This window comes from Bradyrhizobium xenonodulans (assembly GCF_027594865.1).
Lineage (GTDB): Bacteria > Pseudomonadota > Alphaproteobacteria > Rhizobiales > Xanthobacteraceae > Bradyrhizobium > Bradyrhizobium xenonodulans.
The window spans coordinates 5915222-5933426 of the sequence record NZ_CP089391.1 but is presented as its reverse complement, the minus strand read 5'-3'; the positions used below and the strand labels follow the sequence as shown (position 1 = coordinate 5933426).

The following is an 18205-nucleotide window of genomic DNA, read 5'->3' as shown; positions in this document are numbered from 1 at the left end:
TGCAATTCGCGGGGGCAATCGTTAACTAACCCGCGTGATGCGGGACGATCCGGTTCCGAAATTGTGCGGTTCTTAACCCCGGTCCTTGTCCGATAGTGATATCGGCGGCTCAACCAGAAGTTCTGGCCGTCGCGCGATGGGGACTTGCGGATCAAGATGGGCGGTCGGGATCAGAACGATCAGGATCGGAGGCGTAAGACGGGATGGTGGCGTGCCGCGCCGCTGCTCGGCCTCTATCGCCCTGCGCTCGTCGCGGTCGGCGTCGGTCTGCTGTTCTCGCTGGTGGGCGCCGCCGCCGTGGCGCGATGGGAAGACCGCGTCAACAGGATCGAGTTCGAGAACGCGGCCGAGACTGAAGTCATCGTCATGCAGAACGGCATGAGCGAGTACATCTCCAGGCTCGTCGCGCTGCGCACGCTGTTCGAATCGACCAACGAGGAAATCACCCGCAGCGAGTTCGAGACCTTCAGCGCCCGGCTGTTCGAGCGTCATCCCGGCATGCTGCGCATCGCCTGGCTGCCACGCGTCAACCGCAAGGAGCGCGCCGACTACGAGGCCGCCGCGATCACGGACGGCGTGTCGGGCTATCGCATCAAGTCGCTGCAGGGCGAGGCTTTCGCGACCGCGCCGCAAAGCGACGAATATTTCCCGGTGTTCTACTCGACCCAGCCGAAGACCTCGCCGGTCTACGGCATGGATTACGCGACCGTTCCGGAGCGCCGCGCGGTGCTCGAGCGCGCCCGCGACAACGACCGGGTCGCAGCCATTCGCACGCGCCTGTACGAGCCGAAGGAGGGCGGCCGGCAGCCCGACGCTCTCGTTGCCATTCCCGTCTATGCCAAGGGGACGTCGCGCGACACGGTCGTGGACCGCCGGCGCAATCTGGCGGGCTTCGTCGTCGGCGTCTTCGACCTGCCGCTGCTGATCCAGTCCATCCGCGTCACCACGGGCGCAAGCCCCGCGGTCAGCGTGAACGTCTACCCGCCCTTCACGGGCCGGATTGTCAGCTTGGCAGAAACCTTGCCGGATTATGCGTCGGCCGCCACCTCGCCGCAGTCGATGCGGGACGTCGCGCGGACGCTGCACTGGTCGGGCAGCCTCAAGATCGGGGATACCGACTGGCAGGTGCGCGCCGTGCCGACGGCCGGCGGATCGCTGGAGACCTCTTATGACCGCGCGGCCGCGGTCATCGTCGTCGGCATGCTGCTGACGCTGTCGCTTGCAACCTATCTCATGCTCGCAAGCCGCAACTCGCGGCGGCTGTCGTTGGCGAACCGGCGCGTGCTGGAGCTCGCCCAGACCGACATCCTGACGGGCTTGCCGAACCGTGCCTTCTTCCTCACCCGGCTCGACCTGATGAACAGCCAGTTGAGCGTGAGCGGCCTGCCGTTCTCGATCCTGATGCTCGATCTCGACCGCTTCAAGAACGTCAACGACTCGCTCGGCCACGGCGCCGGCGATGCGCTGCTGCGCCAGGTGGCACTGCGGCTGCGATCCGCACTGCGCGACACCGACGTGCTGGCGCGGCTCGGCGGCGACGAGTTCGCGATCATTCAGGAAGCTTGCGACGATCAGCGCAGCTCTGCGACCGAGCTGGCGGCACGGATCGCAAAACTGGTGGCCGAACCGTTCCTGCTGCCCGGCCATCGCGTCGAGATCGGCACCAGCATCGGCATCGCGATCGCGCCGGATCATGGCAGCGACCAGGAGCAGTTGCTGAAGAAGGCGGACCTCGCGCTCTACCGCTCGAAATCGGCCGGCCGCAACTGCTTCACCATCTACGACGAGGCGATGTCGGCCGAGCTCGAGGCGCGCAACAACCTCGAAGGGGATCTGCGCGATGCCATCGCGCAGTGCCAGCTGGAGGTGCACTACCAGCCGTTCGTCGACGTCGCCGGCGGTGGTCGTCGCGGCTTCGAGGCGCTGGTGCGCTGGCGGCATCCGAGCCGCGGCCTGATCCCGCCGGACCAGTTCATCGGGCTTGCCGAGGAGACCGGGCTGATCGTGCCGCTCGGCGAATTCGTGCTGCGGCGCGCCTGTGCGGACGCAGCCAACTGGCCATCCGATCTCGTCGTTGCCGTGAACCTGTCGCCGATCCAGTTCAAGGAAGCCGAGCTGTTCGAGACGATCTGCGCGGCGCTGGCGGATTCAGGCCTGGCGCCCGAGCGGCTGGAGATCGAGATTACGGAATCGGTGCTGCTGGAGCGCGGCGTCGAGAACCTCGCCTTCATGGAGCGGCTGAAGCACATCGGCATCGAGCTTGCGCTCGACGATTTCGGCACCGGCTATTCGTCGCTGAGCTATCTCACCGTGTTCCCGTTCGACAAGATCAAGATCGACAAGTCCTTCATCCGCAACCTCACGCATCAGCCGCGCAGCGCCGCGATCATCGCCTCGATCGTGACGCTGGCGCGCGGCCTCGACATGTCGGTCACCGCGGAAGGCGTCGAAACGCGCGAGGAGTTCGAGCGGCTGACGGCGCTCGGTGTCAACTTTGCGCAAGGCTATCTGTTCGGCCGCCCACAGCCGGTCGACAGGATCGAATTCGACGAGTCCGCTCGCACCTCGCAGCGCGACGCGGCCTGAGCCCTTCGCCGCAACGGACGTCACGCGAAAATCGCTTGACCCGGGCAGCCCCGGATGGTCGTTAGGATCGTCCAGGGATGAAATAAGAAAAACATGCGGCTTCCGTTCTTCTACGGCTGGGTCGTGGTCGCCGTGACCTTCGTCACCATGGCCATCGGCGTCAACGCGCGCACCGCATTCTCGCTGTTCTTTCCGCCGATCATCTCGGAGTTCGGCTGGGAGCGCGGCGTCACCGCAGGTGCTTTCTCCTTCGGCTTCGTCGTCTCCGGCATCGTCAGCCCGCTGATCGGCCGCCTGATGGACCGCGCCGGCCCGCGCGCGGTGATGGAGCTCGGCGTCGTGCTGATGGGCGGCGGGCTGCTGCTGGCGCCGCTCACCAGTACGCCTTGGCATCTCTACGTCACCATCGGCGTCATGGTCGGCGCCGGCTCGGTCTGTCTCGGCTATTCCGGCCAGTCGCTGTTCCTGCCGAACTGGTTCATCCGCAAGCGCGGCTTCGCCATCGGGATTGCCTTTGCCGGCGTCGGCATCGGCTCAGTGACGCTGCTGCCGTGGGTGCAGCACATGATCGAGCAGACCGGCTGGCGCACCGCCTGCACGGCGATGGGCCTGCTCATCCTGGTCGTGCTGGCGCCGATCAATCTGTTTCTGTACAAGCGCCCCGAGGATATCGGCCTCCAGGCAGACGGCGACGCCGCGCACGCCTCGGGCGCGGCGCAACCTGTTTCCAACATCGTGGATCCCGCCTGGGTCCGTACCGACTGGACGCTCAAGCGGGCGGTCGGGACCGCGCGCTTCTGGTGGATCGCCCTCGGATATTTCAGCGGCCTGGACATCTGGTACGCGGTGCAGGTGCACCAGACCAAGTTTCTGCTCGACATCGGCTTCAGCCCGAACGTTGCAGTCTGGGCGCTCGGCATCGTCAGCCTGCTCGGCATTCCCGGCCAGATCCTGCTCGGTCACGTCTCCGACCGGATCGGGCGGGAATGGGTGTGGGCGATCAGCTGCGCAGGCTTTGCGATCTGCTTCGCCGCGCTGATCGCGCTGAAATTCCAGCCCTCGCTGTGGCTCGTCTATCTCATGGTGTTCACGCAGGGCGCGCTCGGCTACGGCCTCACCTCGATCATGGGTGCAGTGGTGTTCGAGATTTTCCAGGGCAAGCATCAGGGCAGCATTTTCGGCACCATCATGCTGGCGGCCCTAGCCGGCGGTGCCGCGGGGCCCTGGCTCACAGGCTTTCTCTATGATCGCACCGGCGACTACACGCTCGCCTTTGCCATCGCCATTGTCATGAGCGGACTGTCGGCACTCTCGGTCTGGCAGGCCGCGCCACGTAAGGTGCGCGCCGTGGCCGGCCGGCTGCACAAGCTCAAGTCCGGAACCGCGGACTAGAGCGCTTTCGAGCGAGGTGGTCGCGCTGGGAGAAACGCGTCAGAAATCCGGCTTCCGCACGCACCGGATTACCTGCATATCTTTCGCGGAACGTTAAGCATGTCGCGGCTTGGCCGGACGCGACCCGATTGCAAAAACGTCTTGGACACCATCGGAGCGCTAGCCTCGCCCCGTTGCCGCTTCTTCCCGATGCCGCCGGGTCCAACGATGTCTGCCTCCGACCGCCCAGTGATGGAAATGCCGGACGTGCTGCGCGCCGCGCTCGAATGCGCCGACGACGGCATCGTCGTCGTCGACGATTCGCGCCGTATCACGCATTTCAATGCGAGCGCCGAGCGGATCTGGAAGTTGGCACGCACTGATGTGCTCGGCTGCGATGCCGAAATTCTCACACTCAAATTCCTGCAGGCTGATCCGGTCTCGGACTTCCGCGATGAGATCAGCCTCGTGCGGCGCGATGGCAGCCGGATCAAGGTGCGGGTCTCGATGTCCTCCGCGACCGTCGATGGCGCGACCCATCACATCGTGTTCGCGCGCGACGTCACCACCGAAGCCGAACGCCGCGTCAGGATCGGGCTCCTCCACGCCGTCTCCGACCAGACCAACCGCGCGGTGCTCATCACCGATACCGAGCAGAACATCGTCTACGTCAACTCCGCCTTCACGACGCTGTTTGGCTACACCAGCGAGGAGGCCGAGGGCCGCCGTGCCGGGGGCCTGATCGCCGGCCGCCACACCGATCGCAAGGCCGTCGCGAAGCTCGTCAAGCGCCTGATGCATGGCGGCCACCGCGGCGAGGTCGAGGTGCTCGCCTACGACAAGGACGGCGAGGAGATCTGGGTCTGTGCGCGGATCGACGCCTTCCGCGACAAGAAGGGCCGCGTCAAGCACATCTTCGCACTGCTCGAGGACATCACCGAGACCAAGCAGTTGCGCTCGCTCCAGCAGCTCATCATGGGCGCGCTCGCCGACGAGGTCCCGATCGGTGACATCGCCGACCGGCTGTGCCGCCGCGTCGAGGAGATCGCGCCCGACGTGGTCTGCTCGCTGCTTCACGTCGATGCCACCGGCCTGATCCATCCGCTCGGCGGCCCCAGCCTGCCCGAGGATTATTCCCGCGCGCTGGACGGCGTTGCCATCGGCCCCGACGTCGGCTCGTGCGGAAGTGCGGCTTTTCATGGCGAGCCGGTGCTGGCGACCGATCTGGAGACCGATCCGCGCTGGCAGCCCTACAAGGCGATGCCGCTTTCGATCGGCCTGCGCGCATGCTGGTCGACGCCGGTCAAGGCCAAGGACGGCCGGGTCATCGCGACCTTCGCCTTCTACTATCGGGAGCCGCGCGCGCCGAGCAACTGGCACCGGCGCATCGTCGAGGCCTGCGTCAATCTCGGCGCCTTTGCGATCGAGCGCAAGGAAGCGCGTGCCGAGATCGCGCGGCTCGCCTATCACGACATCCTCACCGGCCTGCCGAACCGCGCGCAACTGCGCAACCTGATCACCACGGCGATCGATGCCTGCCCGACCGGCAGCCATGTCGCGCTGGCTTTTCTCGACGTCGATCATTTCAAGGACGTCAACGACACGCTCGGCCACGCCGCGGGCGACGAGCTGCTCGTCCAGCTCGCGCAGCGCCTGCGCGAGCAGATCGGCCCCGAGGACATGCTGGGTCGGCTCGGCGGCGACGAGTTCGTCATCCTGCTGCCGCAGCGCAACGCCGCGAGCGCCGAGCGCGTCGCGGCCGGGATCACGGAGGCGCTGGCGGCGCCGCTGCGGCTTGGCTCCAGGCAATTGCAGATGTCGGCGAGCATCGGCATCAGTCTCTATCCCGACCATGCGACCGACATCGACACCTTGATGCAACAGGCCGACGCCGCCATGTACATGGCCAAGCAGGCCGGACGTTCGACGCACCGCATCTTCAGCGCCGAGATGAACGGGCTCGCCGAGCAGCGGCTCGCTCTGATCGCGGCGCTCCGCCGCGCCATCGCGGAGGGTGCGCTGACGCTGAGCTACCAGCCGCAGATCCGCAGCTGCGACGGCGCCATCCACGGCGTCGAGGCGCTGGCGCGCTGGCACGATGCCGCGCTCGGCGACGTCTCGCCCGCAAAATTCATTCCGCTCGCCGAGGAATGCGGCCTGATCGAGCAGATCGGCCTGTGGTCGGTGCGCGAGGCCTGCCGGCAGATGGCGAGCTGGCGCCGTGCCGGGCTCGACATTCCCTCCGTGTCGGTGAACTTGTCACCGATCAATTTCCGCAACGTCACGCTCGCCGCGCGGCTCAAGGACGTCCTCGCCGAATACGAGCTGCCGCCGGATGCCTTGATGCTGGAGATCACCGAAGGGACCTTCATGCAGGACGGCGCCGCCGCGCTGGAGACGATGCATGCGATCCGCGCGCTCGGCGTCGGGCTTTCGGTGGACGATTTCGGCACCGGCTATTCGAGCCTCAGCCGGCTTGCGCATCTGCCGATCCGCGAGCTCAAGATCGACCGCAGTTTCATGCGCGACATCGAGCAGGACGCCGGCGCGCTGGCGATCGCGACCGCCGTGGTTCGGGTCGGGCAGGGCCTCGGCATGACCGTCGTCGCCGAAGGCGTCGAGACCGAAGGCCAGCGCAAGATGCTGGCCGAGCTCGGCTGCGACGTCGTGCAGGGCTTCCTCTACGCGCCCGCGCTTCCTCCCGTCGCATTCGAGCGCTGGCTGATCGAGCACTGCGCCGAGCAGGCGAGGGCGATGCTGGGGCGCCTCGACGTCGCGACGAGCGGTCGCGACGCGGTGAAGCGGTCGGCGTAGTCGGCTCCAGGGCTTCTGTTCACAAGCAACGTCAACACCAGGGCGCGAACTCGCTCGGTGAGTACGCGCCCCGGTCCGGCCTTAACTCAACAGGCGATCAGTAGTCCCAGAAGGCCGGGACCCAGCGGAAGGCGTCGCCGTCGACTGCGACCCGGCCGATGGACGGGAACGGCAGGTGTGTGGCCACCAGCATCTCGCCGGTGTCGGCCAACTGTCGCAACAGACGGATACGAACGCGCGCGGCTTCCTCGGGGTCGTGCTCGAAGCCGTTGGGCCACTCGGGTTGCTCGAACCCGACGGCGAACACGGCGTCGCCGGCGAATGTCAGCGCCTCGCCGCCGGACGCGACGCGAACCACGCTGTGTCCGGGCGTGTGACCGCCGGTGCGGCGGACGACGACGCCCGGCGCAACCTCGTGCTGCTCGTCGAACGGCCGCAGCTGGCCTTGGTACTCCTTCGCGAACCGCTTGGCGGTGGCGCGAAGCGCGTCGGGGAAGCCCGGCGGCATGGCGACGCGGGAGAAATCGGGCGCCTCCCAGAATTTGACCTCGGCAGCGGCGACGTGGATCCGCAGGTCCTTGCGCAGCCGCTCCTTCACCCCGTCGACGAGCAGTCCGCCAATGTGGTCCATGTGCATGTGGGTCAGCACCAGATCGGTCACGGCCGACAGATCGATGCCGGCGGCGGCCAGTCGCTTGATCAACTGTCCGGCCCGCGGCAAATGCAGGTCCGGGTCGGACCCGAGGCCCGCGTCGATGAGGATGGTCTTGTCGCCGCTGCGGACCATGACCGCGTTCAGCGCCCAGTCGAAAGCGTCCTGCGGCAGGAACATGTCGTGCAGCCAGTTCGCCCGGTCGGCCGGAGTGGCGTTGTGGGCCAGCATCGTGGTCGGCAGCGGCAGCACGCCGTCGCTGACCACCAGCACGTCGATCTCGCCGATCTTCAACGCGTAGCGCGACGGCACCAGCTCTTCGGGTTTCGATGCAACGGGGTACGTGGTGTTGTGCAGATTCATGTTGGTCTCCTGTTTCATGACGAAGGTGCTTGGTTAGCTCTGGCTTCTGCGTTAGAGGCTGGTCACACGTTCCGGATCGGCGGATGCGAGCGCCGCGGCGCGCTCGGCGCGGGGCGGGTAGATCCAGACGGTGTTGATTTCCTGCTTGGTCTTCTTGGCGACGTCGCCGACCATCTCGACCGTCCGCTCCCAGCCGCGCGTGAACAGCGCGCCGGCTTCGCCGAGGTCGAGGCAGGTGACGTAAGCCTTCTGGTGATACGACCTGGTCGGGACGCCGAGCAGCTCGGCGGCGGCATTGTTGCCGGCAAAGGCGCCCATGCGCGTGGCGTGCTGGCACGACATCAGCGCGTAATTGCCGTCGTCGTCGCATGCGGCCCGCGCCGCGTCGCCGGTGGCGAACACGCCGGCAACGCCCGGCACGCGCAGATCGCGGTCCACCAGCAGCCGGCCGAAATTATCGCGCTCGGCGGGAATCTGTGCCGTCAAAGGTGCTGCGCGAATGCCGGCCGCCCAGACCACTGTCTCGGTTTCGATGTGCTCGCCGGTCGAGAGCGTGACGCCTGATTTGTCGAGCGAGGCGACGCCGGCCCCGAGCCTTGTCTCGACGCCGAGCTTGCGCAAGGCTTCCTCGATCAGGGGGCGGGGCCCTTCGCCCATGTCGGGCGCGACCGCGCTGTTGCGCTCGACGATGATCACGCGTGTCCTGGCGTTTTGACCGAGGATGTCGCGCAGGCGCGCGGGCAGTTCCGTTGCGGCTTCGATGCCGGTAAAACCGCCGCCGGCGACGACGACCGTATCGCGGCCGTTGACGGCCGGCCGGTCGGCGAGGCCATGCAGATGCCTGTCGAGGGCGATGGCGTCGTCGAGCGAATCGACACTGAAGCCGTGCTCGGCAAGGCCGGGAATGTTGGGGCGGAACAGGCGGCTGCCGGTGGCGACCACGAGACGGTCGTAGGACAGGGTTTTCTTCGTGCCCGTGGCCGTCGCGATCTGCACCGTCCGCGCTTCGGTGTTGACCGTCTCGGCGCTGCCCTGGATGTAGGCGACGTCGACGGCATTGAGGACATCAAGAAGCGGCGCCGTCAGGGTTTCCGGCTTCGGCTCATAGAGCCGCGGGCGGACCACCAGCGTCGACTCCGGCGCGATGAGCGCGATCTCCAGATCTTGCGGCGTAGCGCCCTGGATCTCGCGCAGGCGCGCGGCGGAAAGGGCGGCGTACATGCCGGCGAAGCCGGCGCCGATGATGAGCAGTCGCATGTGGTTGTCTCCTGAGTGTGTTGGTTCGATATGCGCGCGTCATCGCCGCCGCGCGATGCGAGCAGAGCTGGTGCAATCGATGATGACGCGGAGAGGTGGGACGCCGTTACTGCGCGGTGCAGTTCGGCAGCGAGGACAGCAGTGCAGGGCCGTCACATCCCGCGCGGCAGCTTCGCGGACCCAATGGCCCGCCGCGCAGGGCGACCGGCAGCGTCGTTTTGCTGGGCCAGCTCCGATCGATCAGGATCGACGTCGCGGGATGGGCGCTTGGCGCGGCCGGTAGCCCGGCCTCCTCGGCTGTCGGCGAGGTCAAGCGCACGGTCAGTGAGAGCCCGTAGATGAGCGCCGTCGAGATGGCTTTCCGCCGCGGCGCAATCGCAAGACGTTCCCAGTTCATCGTTTGCCTCCGTCTGCATGATCTGACGTTGCGATGTGTAGCGAACCAGATTGCCCGTTGCCCCAGAGCGATTGCCGTGCCTGTCGCGGGATTGCTGTTAACGCACGCGCCTGCGCCAATCGCTCGGCGTCTCGCCCGTCAGCTTCCTGAACGCCGCGGCGAAGGCGGTCTGCGTGGAATAGCCGAGCGCTGCTGCGATCGAGACGACCGATTCGTCGCTCTCCCGCAGCATGTTCATGGCCTGCTCGAGCCGGTGTTGGCGCAGCCAGGCATGTGGCGAGAGTCCGGTGCTCTCCTTGAACGACCGGCAGAAATGGAAGCGCGACAGACCGGCATCGGACGCCAGCGCCGAGAGCGAGACGTCTGCATCGCAATCCGAACGCAGACGTTCGATCGCGCGGCGCAGGATCGATGGTGACAGCCCGCCGATCGTCGGCTGCGGTATGGCCGCAACGCCGACATGCGCGGCCAGCAGGCGCGTGGCGAGAAGATCGGTCAACTGCTGCCTGAACAGCGTGTCCAGCGCGGCGCTGCCGTCGAGCGCGTCGGCCGCGCTCAGCAGCAGCCGCGAGGTGATGGCGTCGGGATGCCCGGTTCGTTCCAGTAGATCCTCGGGGCTTGCCGCGTTGGCTTCATCGGCGATGCGCAGCAGCGTCCTTTGCGGCAGGTAAAGCTGAACGACATGCATGGGCCGGTGAATGTCCCATCGGGACGTCGAGCCCGCTGGAATGATCGTCACGACGCCGGGACGTGCCGTTGAAATCGCCGCCGTCTGTCCCGTGCGCCGTTCCAGAGCCTGCGAGCCGGCAGGGTAGGTCATGATGACGTGATCGGCCATGGGCTCGACCACGTCGTGCAGCGGCTCGTGCTTCCAATAAGCGATCGCGCCGCTGTCGGAATCCGAGGCCATGCGAAGCGGTTTCGTCTTGAGCACGCGCGCCATCTCCGCATCCGCGGCGCGCCGCTCGGCCGTCGTGCGATCGTCAGGCTGTGCGCTGGGTAGGGGTGGCAAGCCCTTGTGCGACGGATTGCGCATGAGTGCGTTGCTCCCGGTCATAGTGTGGCTCCATCTGATCTCTGATCAGTCATCCGTATTTGTACGGAACGGAGCGCGTTCTATGCGCGGCAACGGCTGGTCGTCTTGCCTGAATCGGCCCGGCTTTGCCTGATCCTGCTCCAGGCAGCCGCGCGCTTTCGTGAACGCACGGCGGGGCTGGCGGAACCAACAAAATACGGCAATGTCGATCGCGAATCCTTCGCCGCTGGATCGCCCATTGTGTCGAGCAGGCCAGGGCGACCCTCGCGTTCGCAGCGGCTCGGCTAGATTGCGGGCCGAAGCGGTCTGAAGGCGGTGCGCAGCTCGGCGGAGAAAAGCTCCGGCTGCTCCCAGGCTGCAAAATGACCGCCTTTGTCGACCTCGTGGAAATAGACCAGGTTGCGATAGGCCTGTCGGGCCCACGTCTCCGGGGCTTGATAGCTTTCGCCCGGAAACACCGTGATGGCCACCGGAAGCGAGATTTCTGCAGTCTTCTCCGGGCCGGCAAGCGCGGGGCTGCGCCCGCTATATTCCCAGTAGAGCCGCGCGGACGAGGTCGCGCTGTTCGTCAACCAGTAGAGCGTGACGTCGTCCAGCACCTCGTCGCGCGACTTTTCCGGGTCGGTACCGTCATAATTCCAATGCGAGAAGCCTGGGTGGCCGAGCATCCAGGCTGCCAGACCCACGGGAGAATCCGTCAAGCCGTAGCCGATGGTTTGCGGCCGTGTCCCCATCATCAACGCGTAGGAGCGGTTGCCCATTTTGGCGGCCGCACTGAATGCGTCGAACGCTGCGCGTTCCTTGTCGGAAAGCCCCGCCGGGGCAGGTCCGCCGGCGGTGAGGATCGCGGCGATCTCGGGCGGTACGATCGCCGGCAAGTTGATATGGATGCCAAGCAAACCTGCGGGCGCCAGCCGTGCCATCGCGCCTGAAACGGGCGAACCCCAGTCGCCGCCCTGCGCTACATAATGGCGATAACCGAGGCGCGTCATGAGTTCTGCCCAGATGCGCGCCGTGCGCTCGGGGCCCCAGCCCGTATCGATCGGCTTCCCTGAGAAGCCGTAGCCGGGCATCGAAGGGATCACAGCGTCGAACGCGTCTTCAGCCCGGCCGCCATGGGCCGTTGGATCCGTGAGCGGATCGATCACCTTGAGCTGCTCGAATACCGATCCCGGCCAGCCGTGAGTTATGATGACGGGGAGCGCATTGGGATGCCTCGAGCGGACGTGGATGAAATGGATGTCGATCCCGTCGATATTGGTGATGAATTGCGGAAGCGCGTTCATCTTCGCCTCGATCTTCCGCCAGTCGTACTCCTTGCCCCAATAGTTCATGAGCGACCTGAGCTTCGCCAATTGGATACCTTGGGACTGATCTGAAACAGTCTCGCGGTCGGGCCATCGTGTCGCCAGCACGCGCCGTCGAAGCTCGACGAGATCCTCCTCCGATACAGCGATGCGGAAGGGGCTGATTGCACTCTCGTTGGCCGCCGCCTCCTGCACGGGAAACACGCTCGCCGAAATCGCCGCTGCAATTCCAATCGCGGCGGTGCTCAGAAGCAAGCGCCGGTCTGCATCAATGGTGATCTCTGAATTGTGTGGCATGGGCATGGGACTGCCTCCTGCTTCAGACGATCGGAGCCTGCGAGGCAGGACAATCCTTCGTCTGGCTCTGCAACATGGCTTGGAAGCCGGCCAATAGCTCGTTAGGCGTTGTTAGATGCTGTGAGCTGTTGCGAACGCCGTCCGCTTTCGAAGGCAAGACCGGCATTTAGCGAAGCAAGGCCTCAATGCGACGCCAATCCCGTCCTCCGCCGCAGATCCGTGATTGCGCGCAAGAAGCTGTCGGCCGGCGTGGTCTCCGGATCGATCAGCCGGTGCAGGCGAAAGCCGTCTTCCAGCGCCAGCACGACGGAGGCCATCCAGGGCGGGTTCAGATTGTCGTTGCGCCCGTTGCTCTTCAAGGTCGCCTCGACGATGTCGGCAATGAGCTTGCGCCGCGCGCGGAGCCGCTTGGCAAGCTCTGGTCGGCGCTTCTCGGCGCGCGCGACGAACAGGATCATCTCCATGTGCAGCAGGGGCGAGCGGCCGAGCGGGTCCTGTTTGCTGCGGTCCATCGACTTCAAGGCCGCGATGAAATCGTCGAGATTGTCGTGCTGGGCGAGGATGTCCATGTTGCGCCGGATCGACTGCTCGACATGGTCTTCGAGCATGGCGATGATCAACTCGTCCTTGCTCTTGAAATTCGAATAGAACGCGCCGCGGCTGAAACCCGCAGCAGTCGCGATCGCCTCGATGCTGGCGCCGCCGATGCCGTCTTCCTCGAACACGCGCGCGGCTGCCTCGAACAGCTTGTCGCGCGTATCGTCCCTGGTCGGCCTGGTTCTCACCCTTGACATCGGCGCAGGTTAGGGCAGAATGCAACTCGATACAATAATGTATCGAGTTGATAATTCAAAAGGATGGTTACGCCGGGCCGTGGGGCTGCGATCGGCGTATTCGTGTCATGCGGCAACCGATTTGAGGTCACCATGAACGAGCAAGTGCAAGGCGCAGGCGGCGGACCGCTGTTCAACCCGCTGTCGCCGGACTTCATCCGCGATCCCTATCCGCACTACGACCGGCTGCGCACGATCGATCCGATCCACGTGACGCCGTTCGGCCAGTTCGTCGCCAGCCGCCATGCCGATGTCAGCCTCGTGATGCGCGACAAGCGCTTCGGCAAGGATTTCGTCGAGCGCTCCAAGCGCCGCTACAGCGACAAGATCATGGACGAGCCGGTGTTTCGCAGCATGAGCCACTGGATGCTGCAGGCCGATCCGCCCGACCACACCCGCCTGCGCGGCCTCGTCGTGAAGGCCTTCACCGCCCGCCGCGTCGAGGACATGCGGCCGCGGATTCAAGCGATCGTCGATCAGGCCATCGATGCCGTGATCGATCGCGGCCACATGGACCTGATCGAGGACTTCGCCTTTCGCCTGCCTGTCACCATCATCTGCGACATGCTCGGCATCCCCGAGGATCACCGCGAGACCTTCTACAACAGCTCGCGCGACGGCGGACGGCTGCTCGACCCCGTGCCGCTTACGCCGGAGGAGATCGCCAAGGGCAACGCCGGCAACATGATGGCGCAGATGTATTTCCAGCAGCTATTCGAGCTGCGCCGGAAAAATCCCGGCGACGATCTCATCACCCAGCTGGTGCAGGCCGAGGAAGACGGCAACAAGCTCACCAACGAGGAGTTGACCGCCAACATCATCCTGCTGTTCGGCGCCGGCCACGAGACCACCGTCAATCTGATCGGCAATGGCCTGCTGGCGCTGCACCGCAATCCGGACCAGCTCGCGCTCTTGAAGGCGCGGCCGGAGCTGATGGTGGGCGCGATCGAGGAGTTCCTGCGCTACGATTCCTCGGTGCAGATGACCGGCCGAGTCACGCTGGAGGACATCGAGGATCTCGGCGGCAAGCGGATCCCCAAGGGCGAGACCGTGCTCTGCCTGCTGGGCTCGGCCAACCGCGACCCCGCGGTCTATCCCGATCGACCCGACCGGCTGGACGTGACCCGCCAGAACGTGAAGCCGCTGTCGTTCGGCGGCGGCATCCATTTCTGCCTGGGCGCCCAATTGGCGCGCATCGAGGCCGAGATCGCCATCGCCACGCTGTTGCGCCGGCTGCCGGACTTGCGTATCGACGACGTCGAGACCCCGGAATGGCGGCCGACCTTCGTGCTGCGCGGCCTCAAGACGTTGCCGGCGAGCTGGTAAAGGCAGGGGACGCGTTAACCTCCGCGCGCAACAGTCGCTGTGACTTCGCCACACTTCCCCCTATATAAGGGGCTGTTCCGGCGCGCCTGAGGCCCTCAGGTTTGGCCCGGGCCGGTTTGGCCGAGGGGAGACCCGTGCAGACGACGCTGCTCGGATTGGCGATTGCCTTCATCATTGCGCTTCTGGCCGCGCTGATCGGGCCTTACTTCATCGACTGGAACCAGTTCAGGCCCCAGTTCGAGGCGGAGGCCGGCCGGATCATCGGCGTGCCGGTGCGGGTGGCGGGCGAGCTGGACGCGCGGCTGCTGCCGGCGCCGACCTTGCGGCTGCGCGCGGTAACCTTCGGCGGCAACAACGATCTCGGCCGTCTACGTGCCGACAAGCTCGACGTCGAGTTCAGCCTGAGCTCCCTGATGCGCGGCGAATGGCGCGCCACCGAGCTGACGGTCAATGGCATGGCGGTGGATCTCGGCCTCGATGCCAGGGGGCGGGTCGATCTGCCCTCCACCGCGAGCGGCACCTTTAACCTTGCTTCGCTCGCCATCGAGCGCGTCAATCTGACCGGGCGCATCGCCCTGCATGACGCCGCCAGCCGCTCGACGCTGGAGCTGAGCGACATCGCCTTTTCCGGCGACGTCCGTTCGCTGGCCGGCTCGGTCCGCGGCGACGGCAGCTTCTCGGCCAAGGGCACGCGCTACCCGTTTCGCATCTCTTCCGGCCCGAGCGCCGACGGCAGCGCCACCCGCCTCCACCTCAACATCGATCCCGGCGAGCGTCCGATCCTCGCCGATCTGGAAGGCGTGCTTGCTTTCGACAGCCGCTTGCCGAAATTCGACGGCGCCCTGACGCTCGCCGTGCCGGCGAAGAAAGCGGGCGAGGCGGGGTCGACGCCCTGGAAGTTGACGACGAAGCTCAAGGTGGATCCGGCCGGTGCCAAATTCGAGCAGATCGACGCGAGCTTCGGGGCCGAAGACAATGCGCTCAAGCTCGGCGGCGTCGGCGATCTCAGGTTCGGCGCTTCGCCGCTGCTGCGCGCGGTGCTGTCGGCGCGGCAGGTCGATGCCGACAAGCTGACGGCCAAGGACGATGCCGATCCGCAGCGCGTCATGCCGGCGTTGCGTGCCGGCCTTGCCGCGATCCCGCAGGCACCGGTCCCGGCGCAGATCGAGTTCAACTCCGACCAGATCATGCTGGGCGGCCGTCCGCTCCAGAACATCACGGCCGAGCTTCAGACCGACGGACGATCCTGGACCTTCCAGCGGCTCGAGCTGCGCGCGCCCGGCATGACGCAGCTCTCGCTCAACGGCGCGACGCCCGGCGCCGACAGTTTCAGCGGCCGCCTCAGCGTGGAGTCGTCCGATCCCGATACGCTGGTGGCCTGGCTCCAGGGCCGCAGCGAGATCAACCGCCGCAGCACGCGGCCGCTGCGCCTCGCCGGCGACGTCACCATCGCCGCCAACCATCTCGCCATCGACAAGCTGAAAGCCGAGATCGAAGGCGGTGCGGTGGATGGCCGCATCGCCTTCGTGCAGACAGGCGCGAGCAAGGGCTCGCGGATCGACGCCGACATCAAGGCCGATCGTCTCGACCTCGATGCCGCCGCAAGTTTTGTCCGCGCGCTCGCGGGGCCGCAGGGCGAATGGCCGGAAGAGGCAAAGTTGTCGCTCGATGTCGGCCGCGCGATCTCAGCGGGGCAGGAGCTGCGGCCGTTCACGGCAAAGCTCGGCTACGGGCCGGCGGCGCTGTCGCTGGAGCAGTTGCGGTTCGGCCAGGCCAGCGGCGTGACCACGGAGGCGAGCGGCAGTTTTGATCGCACTAAGGCCACCGGCAAGCTCGCGCTGAAGTCCTCCGCCAATTCGTTGCGCGAGCTCACCGCGCTGATCGAGCCGTTTGCACCTTCGGTCCGCGCGCGGTTCGATGCCCTCCCGCCGCTGCCGGGCGCGACGCGCCTCAAGCTCGACCTCAGCCTCGACAAGAATGCCGAGCATCCCGATCGCAGCAATGCACGTGCCGTGCTCGATCTCGACGCGCCGCAGCTCAAAGCCTCCGCGACGCTGGCCGCGCAGGCGCCGGTGGCCGCCATTGGCGGCATCGACATCGACAAATTGCGCAACAGCGATTTCACGCTTGAGTCGAAAGTCTCGACGCCGCAAGCCGGCGCCTTGCTGGCGCTGTTCGGTCTCGACCGCGTGGTTGCCGCAGGCGAGGGCGCCTCGCAGTTCGAAGGCAAGGTGAGCGGCGCCTGGCGCCGGCCGCTGCAAGTGAACGCAAAGCTCAGCGGCGGCGGGCTGGACGCGGATGCGCAAGGCAGCGTCGAATTGTCGGAGCCGAAAGGCAGCGTGAATCTGCGCGTGCGGAGCGCCAATCTGGCGCCGCTGTTCGGAACCAGCCCGGCCGACAAGTCGGTGCAGAGCGTCAACCTGTCCTCCCGCGTCGGCCTCTCCGGCAACCGCCTGACCTTCGACGATCTCGACAGCAGCGCGGCTGGCTCGCATCTGCGCGGGCGTCTCGCGGTGACGCTGGATCAGGACAGAAGCGTCGACGGCGAAATCGGCCTCGATGCGCTCGATCTCATGCCCGCGCTCGCGATGGCCATCGGCGCGGCCGGACATGATGCCGGCGAGCCCTTGAGTGCGGGGCTGCTCGGCGGCTGGCGCGGCCGCATCGCCTTCCAGACGTTGCATGGCACGCTGCCGGGCGGCATCGAGCTGCGCCCGGTCGGCGGCACGATCCGGAGCGACGGCCAGTCGCTCGCGCTCGATGCGCTGAAGGGCGGCATCGGCGGCGGCGAGATGTCGGCGAGCCTCGATGCACGCAATGGCGCCAATGGCGTTACGCTCAACCTGCATCTCGATCTCACCAATGTCGATGCGGCGGCGCTGCGCTATCGCGACCTCGCGCTGCCCAAGGGACGTGCTTCGGTGCAGATGGCGCTCACGAGCCAGGGCCGCAGCGTTGCGGCCTTGACCGGCGCGCTCGCCGGCAACGGCACGGTGACGCTGGCCGCCGCCGAAATTGCCGGCCTCAATCCGCGCGCCTTCGAGATCGCGATCCGCGCCAGCGACGGCGGCCAGGTCGCCGACGACAACAGGCTGCGGCAGCTCGTCGAGCCGGCACTTGCTTCCGCACCGATCGCGGTCGCCTCGGCGCAGATCCCGTTCACGATCCGCGACGGCCGCCTGCGCGTCGGTGCGACGCCGCTGGAAGCCAAGAACGCCCGCGCCATCGTCTCCGGCGGCTACGACATTCCCGCCGACCAGGCCGACATCCGCGCCAGCCTGACGCCGATCATGACCGGGCTCTCCGGCGCGCCGCCGGAGATCCAGTTGTTCGCGGCAGGCCCTCCCGACAGGCTCAACCGCACCGTCGACCTCGCGCCGCTGTCCTCGTGGCTCGCGGTGCGCACGATCGATCGCGAGACGCGCCGGCTCGATGCGATCGAGCGCGGCGAGCCGCCGCCCGCGACCGCCGCGCTGCCGACGCTGGTCTCGCCGGATCCTGTCCAGGAGCCGTCACTGACCGACGTCCCGATGCCCGGCCGCGATCCGCGCCGCGCGCCGCCGCCGAAGCTAAAGGCCGCGCCGAGCCCGAAGGCTCCGCAGGCAGCCCCCGCAGCGCCAAGCCCTTCACTCACAAGTCCTCCATCGACAAGTTCCCCACTGACGAGCCCGCCGCTCGCGAGCCAGCAGGTCGCGCCCTTGCCGCCGCCGATCGACGTGAGGCCGGCCCCGGGTCCGCCGCCCGCAAAACCCAGGCCGAAGCCGCCGCTGGTGCTGACGCCACAGAATCCGTGAGGGCGGCGGGCAATTTCCTCGTGGCCATCCTTCGAGACGCCCGCCTTCGGCGGGCCCTCAGGATGAGGGCTTGTTTCGCGGTGAAATCTTAGACCCTCATGGTGAGGAGCGCCGCCTTACGGCGCGTCTCGAACCATGAAGGCCGAGTTCGTCGACGTTCGGGCCCCTACGA

11 protein-coding genes are annotated in these 18205 nt (G+C 66.7%); 5 read left to right on the top strand and 6 right to left on the bottom strand.

What is annotated here, in order from left to right; genetic code table 11:
- Window positions 1-156 precede the first annotated feature (156 nt).
- The 3 genes from I3J27_RS28205 (at window position 157) to I3J27_RS28195 (ending at window position 6771) form a co-directional block, all read left to right on the top strand.
- Window positions 157-2586: a bifunctional diguanylate cyclase/phosphodiesterase gene (locus tag I3J27_RS28205; protein ID WP_270172908.1), complete on the top strand. Its 2430-nt coding sequence runs from the start codon at window positions 157-159 to the stop codon at window positions 2584-2586.
- A gap of 93 nt (window positions 2587-2679) precedes the next feature.
- Window positions 2680-3978: an MFS transporter gene (locus tag I3J27_RS28200; protein WP_270162143.1), complete on the top strand. Its 1299-nt coding sequence runs from the start codon at window positions 2680-2682 to the stop codon at window positions 3976-3978.
- Window positions 3979-4185: 207 nt separating this feature from the next.
- On the top strand, window positions 4186-6771 hold the full coding sequence (locus I3J27_RS28195) for an EAL domain-containing protein (RefSeq protein WP_270162142.1): 2586 nt from the start codon (window positions 4186-4188) through the stop codon (window positions 6769-6771).
- 97 nt (window positions 6772-6868) lie between these two features.
- On the opposite strand, the gene I3J27_RS28190 is transcribed toward I3J27_RS28195, so the two are convergent.
- The 6 genes from I3J27_RS28190 to I3J27_RS28165 all read right to left on the bottom strand — a co-directional run bounded on the left by I3J27_RS28190 (window position 6869) and on the right by I3J27_RS28165 (window position 12874).
- Window positions 6869-7786: an MBL fold metallo-hydrolase gene (locus I3J27_RS28190; RefSeq protein ID WP_270162141.1), complete on the bottom strand. Its 918-nt coding sequence runs from the start codon at window positions 7784-7786 to the stop codon at window positions 6869-6871.
- 51 nt (window positions 7787-7837) lie between these two features.
- Window positions 7838-9043 (bottom strand): NAD(P)/FAD-dependent oxidoreductase, encoded by a 1206-nt coding sequence (locus I3J27_RS28185; RefSeq protein WP_270162140.1) that lies wholly within the window; start codon window positions 9041-9043, stop codon window positions 7838-7840.
- A 106-nt stretch (window positions 9044-9149) separates the two neighbouring features.
- Window positions 9150-9440 carry a hypothetical protein gene (locus tag I3J27_RS28180; protein WP_270162139.1) on the bottom strand — a complete coding sequence of 97 codons (291 nt, stop codon included), beginning with the start codon at window positions 9438-9440 and terminating at the stop codon, window positions 9150-9152.
- Window positions 9441-9537: 97 nt separating this feature from the next.
- Complete coding sequence (locus I3J27_RS28175; RefSeq protein WP_270162138.1) at window positions 9538-10497, bottom strand: helix-turn-helix transcriptional regulator; 960 nt, start codon at window positions 10495-10497, stop codon at window positions 9538-9540.
- 263 nt (window positions 10498-10760) lie between these two features.
- Window positions 10761-12086, bottom strand: a complete 1326-nt coding sequence (locus I3J27_RS28170; protein ID WP_270162137.1) for an epoxide hydrolase family protein — start codon at window positions 12084-12086, stop codon at window positions 10761-10763.
- 176 nt (window positions 12087-12262) lie between these two features.
- Entirely contained in the window at window positions 12263-12874 is a 612-nt protein-coding gene (locus I3J27_RS28165; protein ID WP_270162136.1) for a TetR/AcrR family transcriptional regulator, read from the bottom strand.
- Between the two features lie 132 nt (window positions 12875-13006).
- Between I3J27_RS28165 and I3J27_RS28160 the strand changes: the two genes are divergently transcribed.
- Both I3J27_RS28160 and I3J27_RS28155 read left to right on the top strand, forming a co-directional pair.
- Window positions 13007-14239, top strand: a complete 1233-nt coding sequence (locus tag I3J27_RS28160) for a cytochrome P450 (RefSeq protein ID WP_270162135.1) — start codon at window positions 13007-13009, stop codon at window positions 14237-14239.
- A 134-nt stretch (window positions 14240-14373) separates the two neighbouring features.
- Window positions 14374-18033 (top strand): AsmA family protein, encoded by a 3660-nt coding sequence (locus I3J27_RS28155; protein ID WP_270162134.1) that lies wholly within the window; start codon window positions 14374-14376, stop codon window positions 18031-18033.
- Window positions 18034-18205: the final 172 nt, after the last annotated feature.

Coding starts and splice junctions, on each gene's coding strand:
- I3J27_RS28175 (WP_270162138.1), bottom strand. CDS start 10,497: ATGACCGGGAGCAACGCACTCATGCGCAATCCGTCGCACAAGGGCTTG.
- I3J27_RS28205 (WP_270172908.1), top strand. CDS start 157: ATGGGCGGTCGGGATCAGAACGATCAGGATCGGAGGCGTAAGACGGGA.
- I3J27_RS28165 (WP_270162136.1), bottom strand. CDS start 12,874: ATGTCAAGGGTGAGAACCAGGCCGACCAGGGACGATACGCGCGACAAG.
- I3J27_RS28195 (WP_270162142.1), top strand. CDS start 4,186: ATGTCTGCCTCCGACCGCCCAGTGATGGAAATGCCGGACGTGCTGCGC.
- I3J27_RS28160 (WP_270162135.1), top strand. CDS start 13,007: ATGAACGAGCAAGTGCAAGGCGCAGGCGGCGGACCGCTGTTCAACCCG.
- I3J27_RS28180 (WP_270162139.1), bottom strand. CDS start 9,440: ATGAACTGGGAACGTCTTGCGATTGCGCCGCGGCGGAAAGCCATCTCG.
- I3J27_RS28190 (WP_270162141.1), bottom strand. CDS start 7,786: ATGAATCTGCACAACACCACGTACCCCGTTGCATCGAAACCCGAAGAG.
- I3J27_RS28170 (WP_270162137.1), bottom strand. CDS start 12,086: ATGCCCATGCCACACAATTCAGAGATCACCATTGATGCAGACCGGCGC.
- I3J27_RS28185 (WP_270162140.1), bottom strand. CDS start 9,043: ATGCGACTGCTCATCATCGGCGCCGGCTTCGCCGGCATGTACGCCGCC.
- I3J27_RS28200 (WP_270162143.1), top strand. CDS start 2,680: ATGCGGCTTCCGTTCTTCTACGGCTGGGTCGTGGTCGCCGTGACCTTC.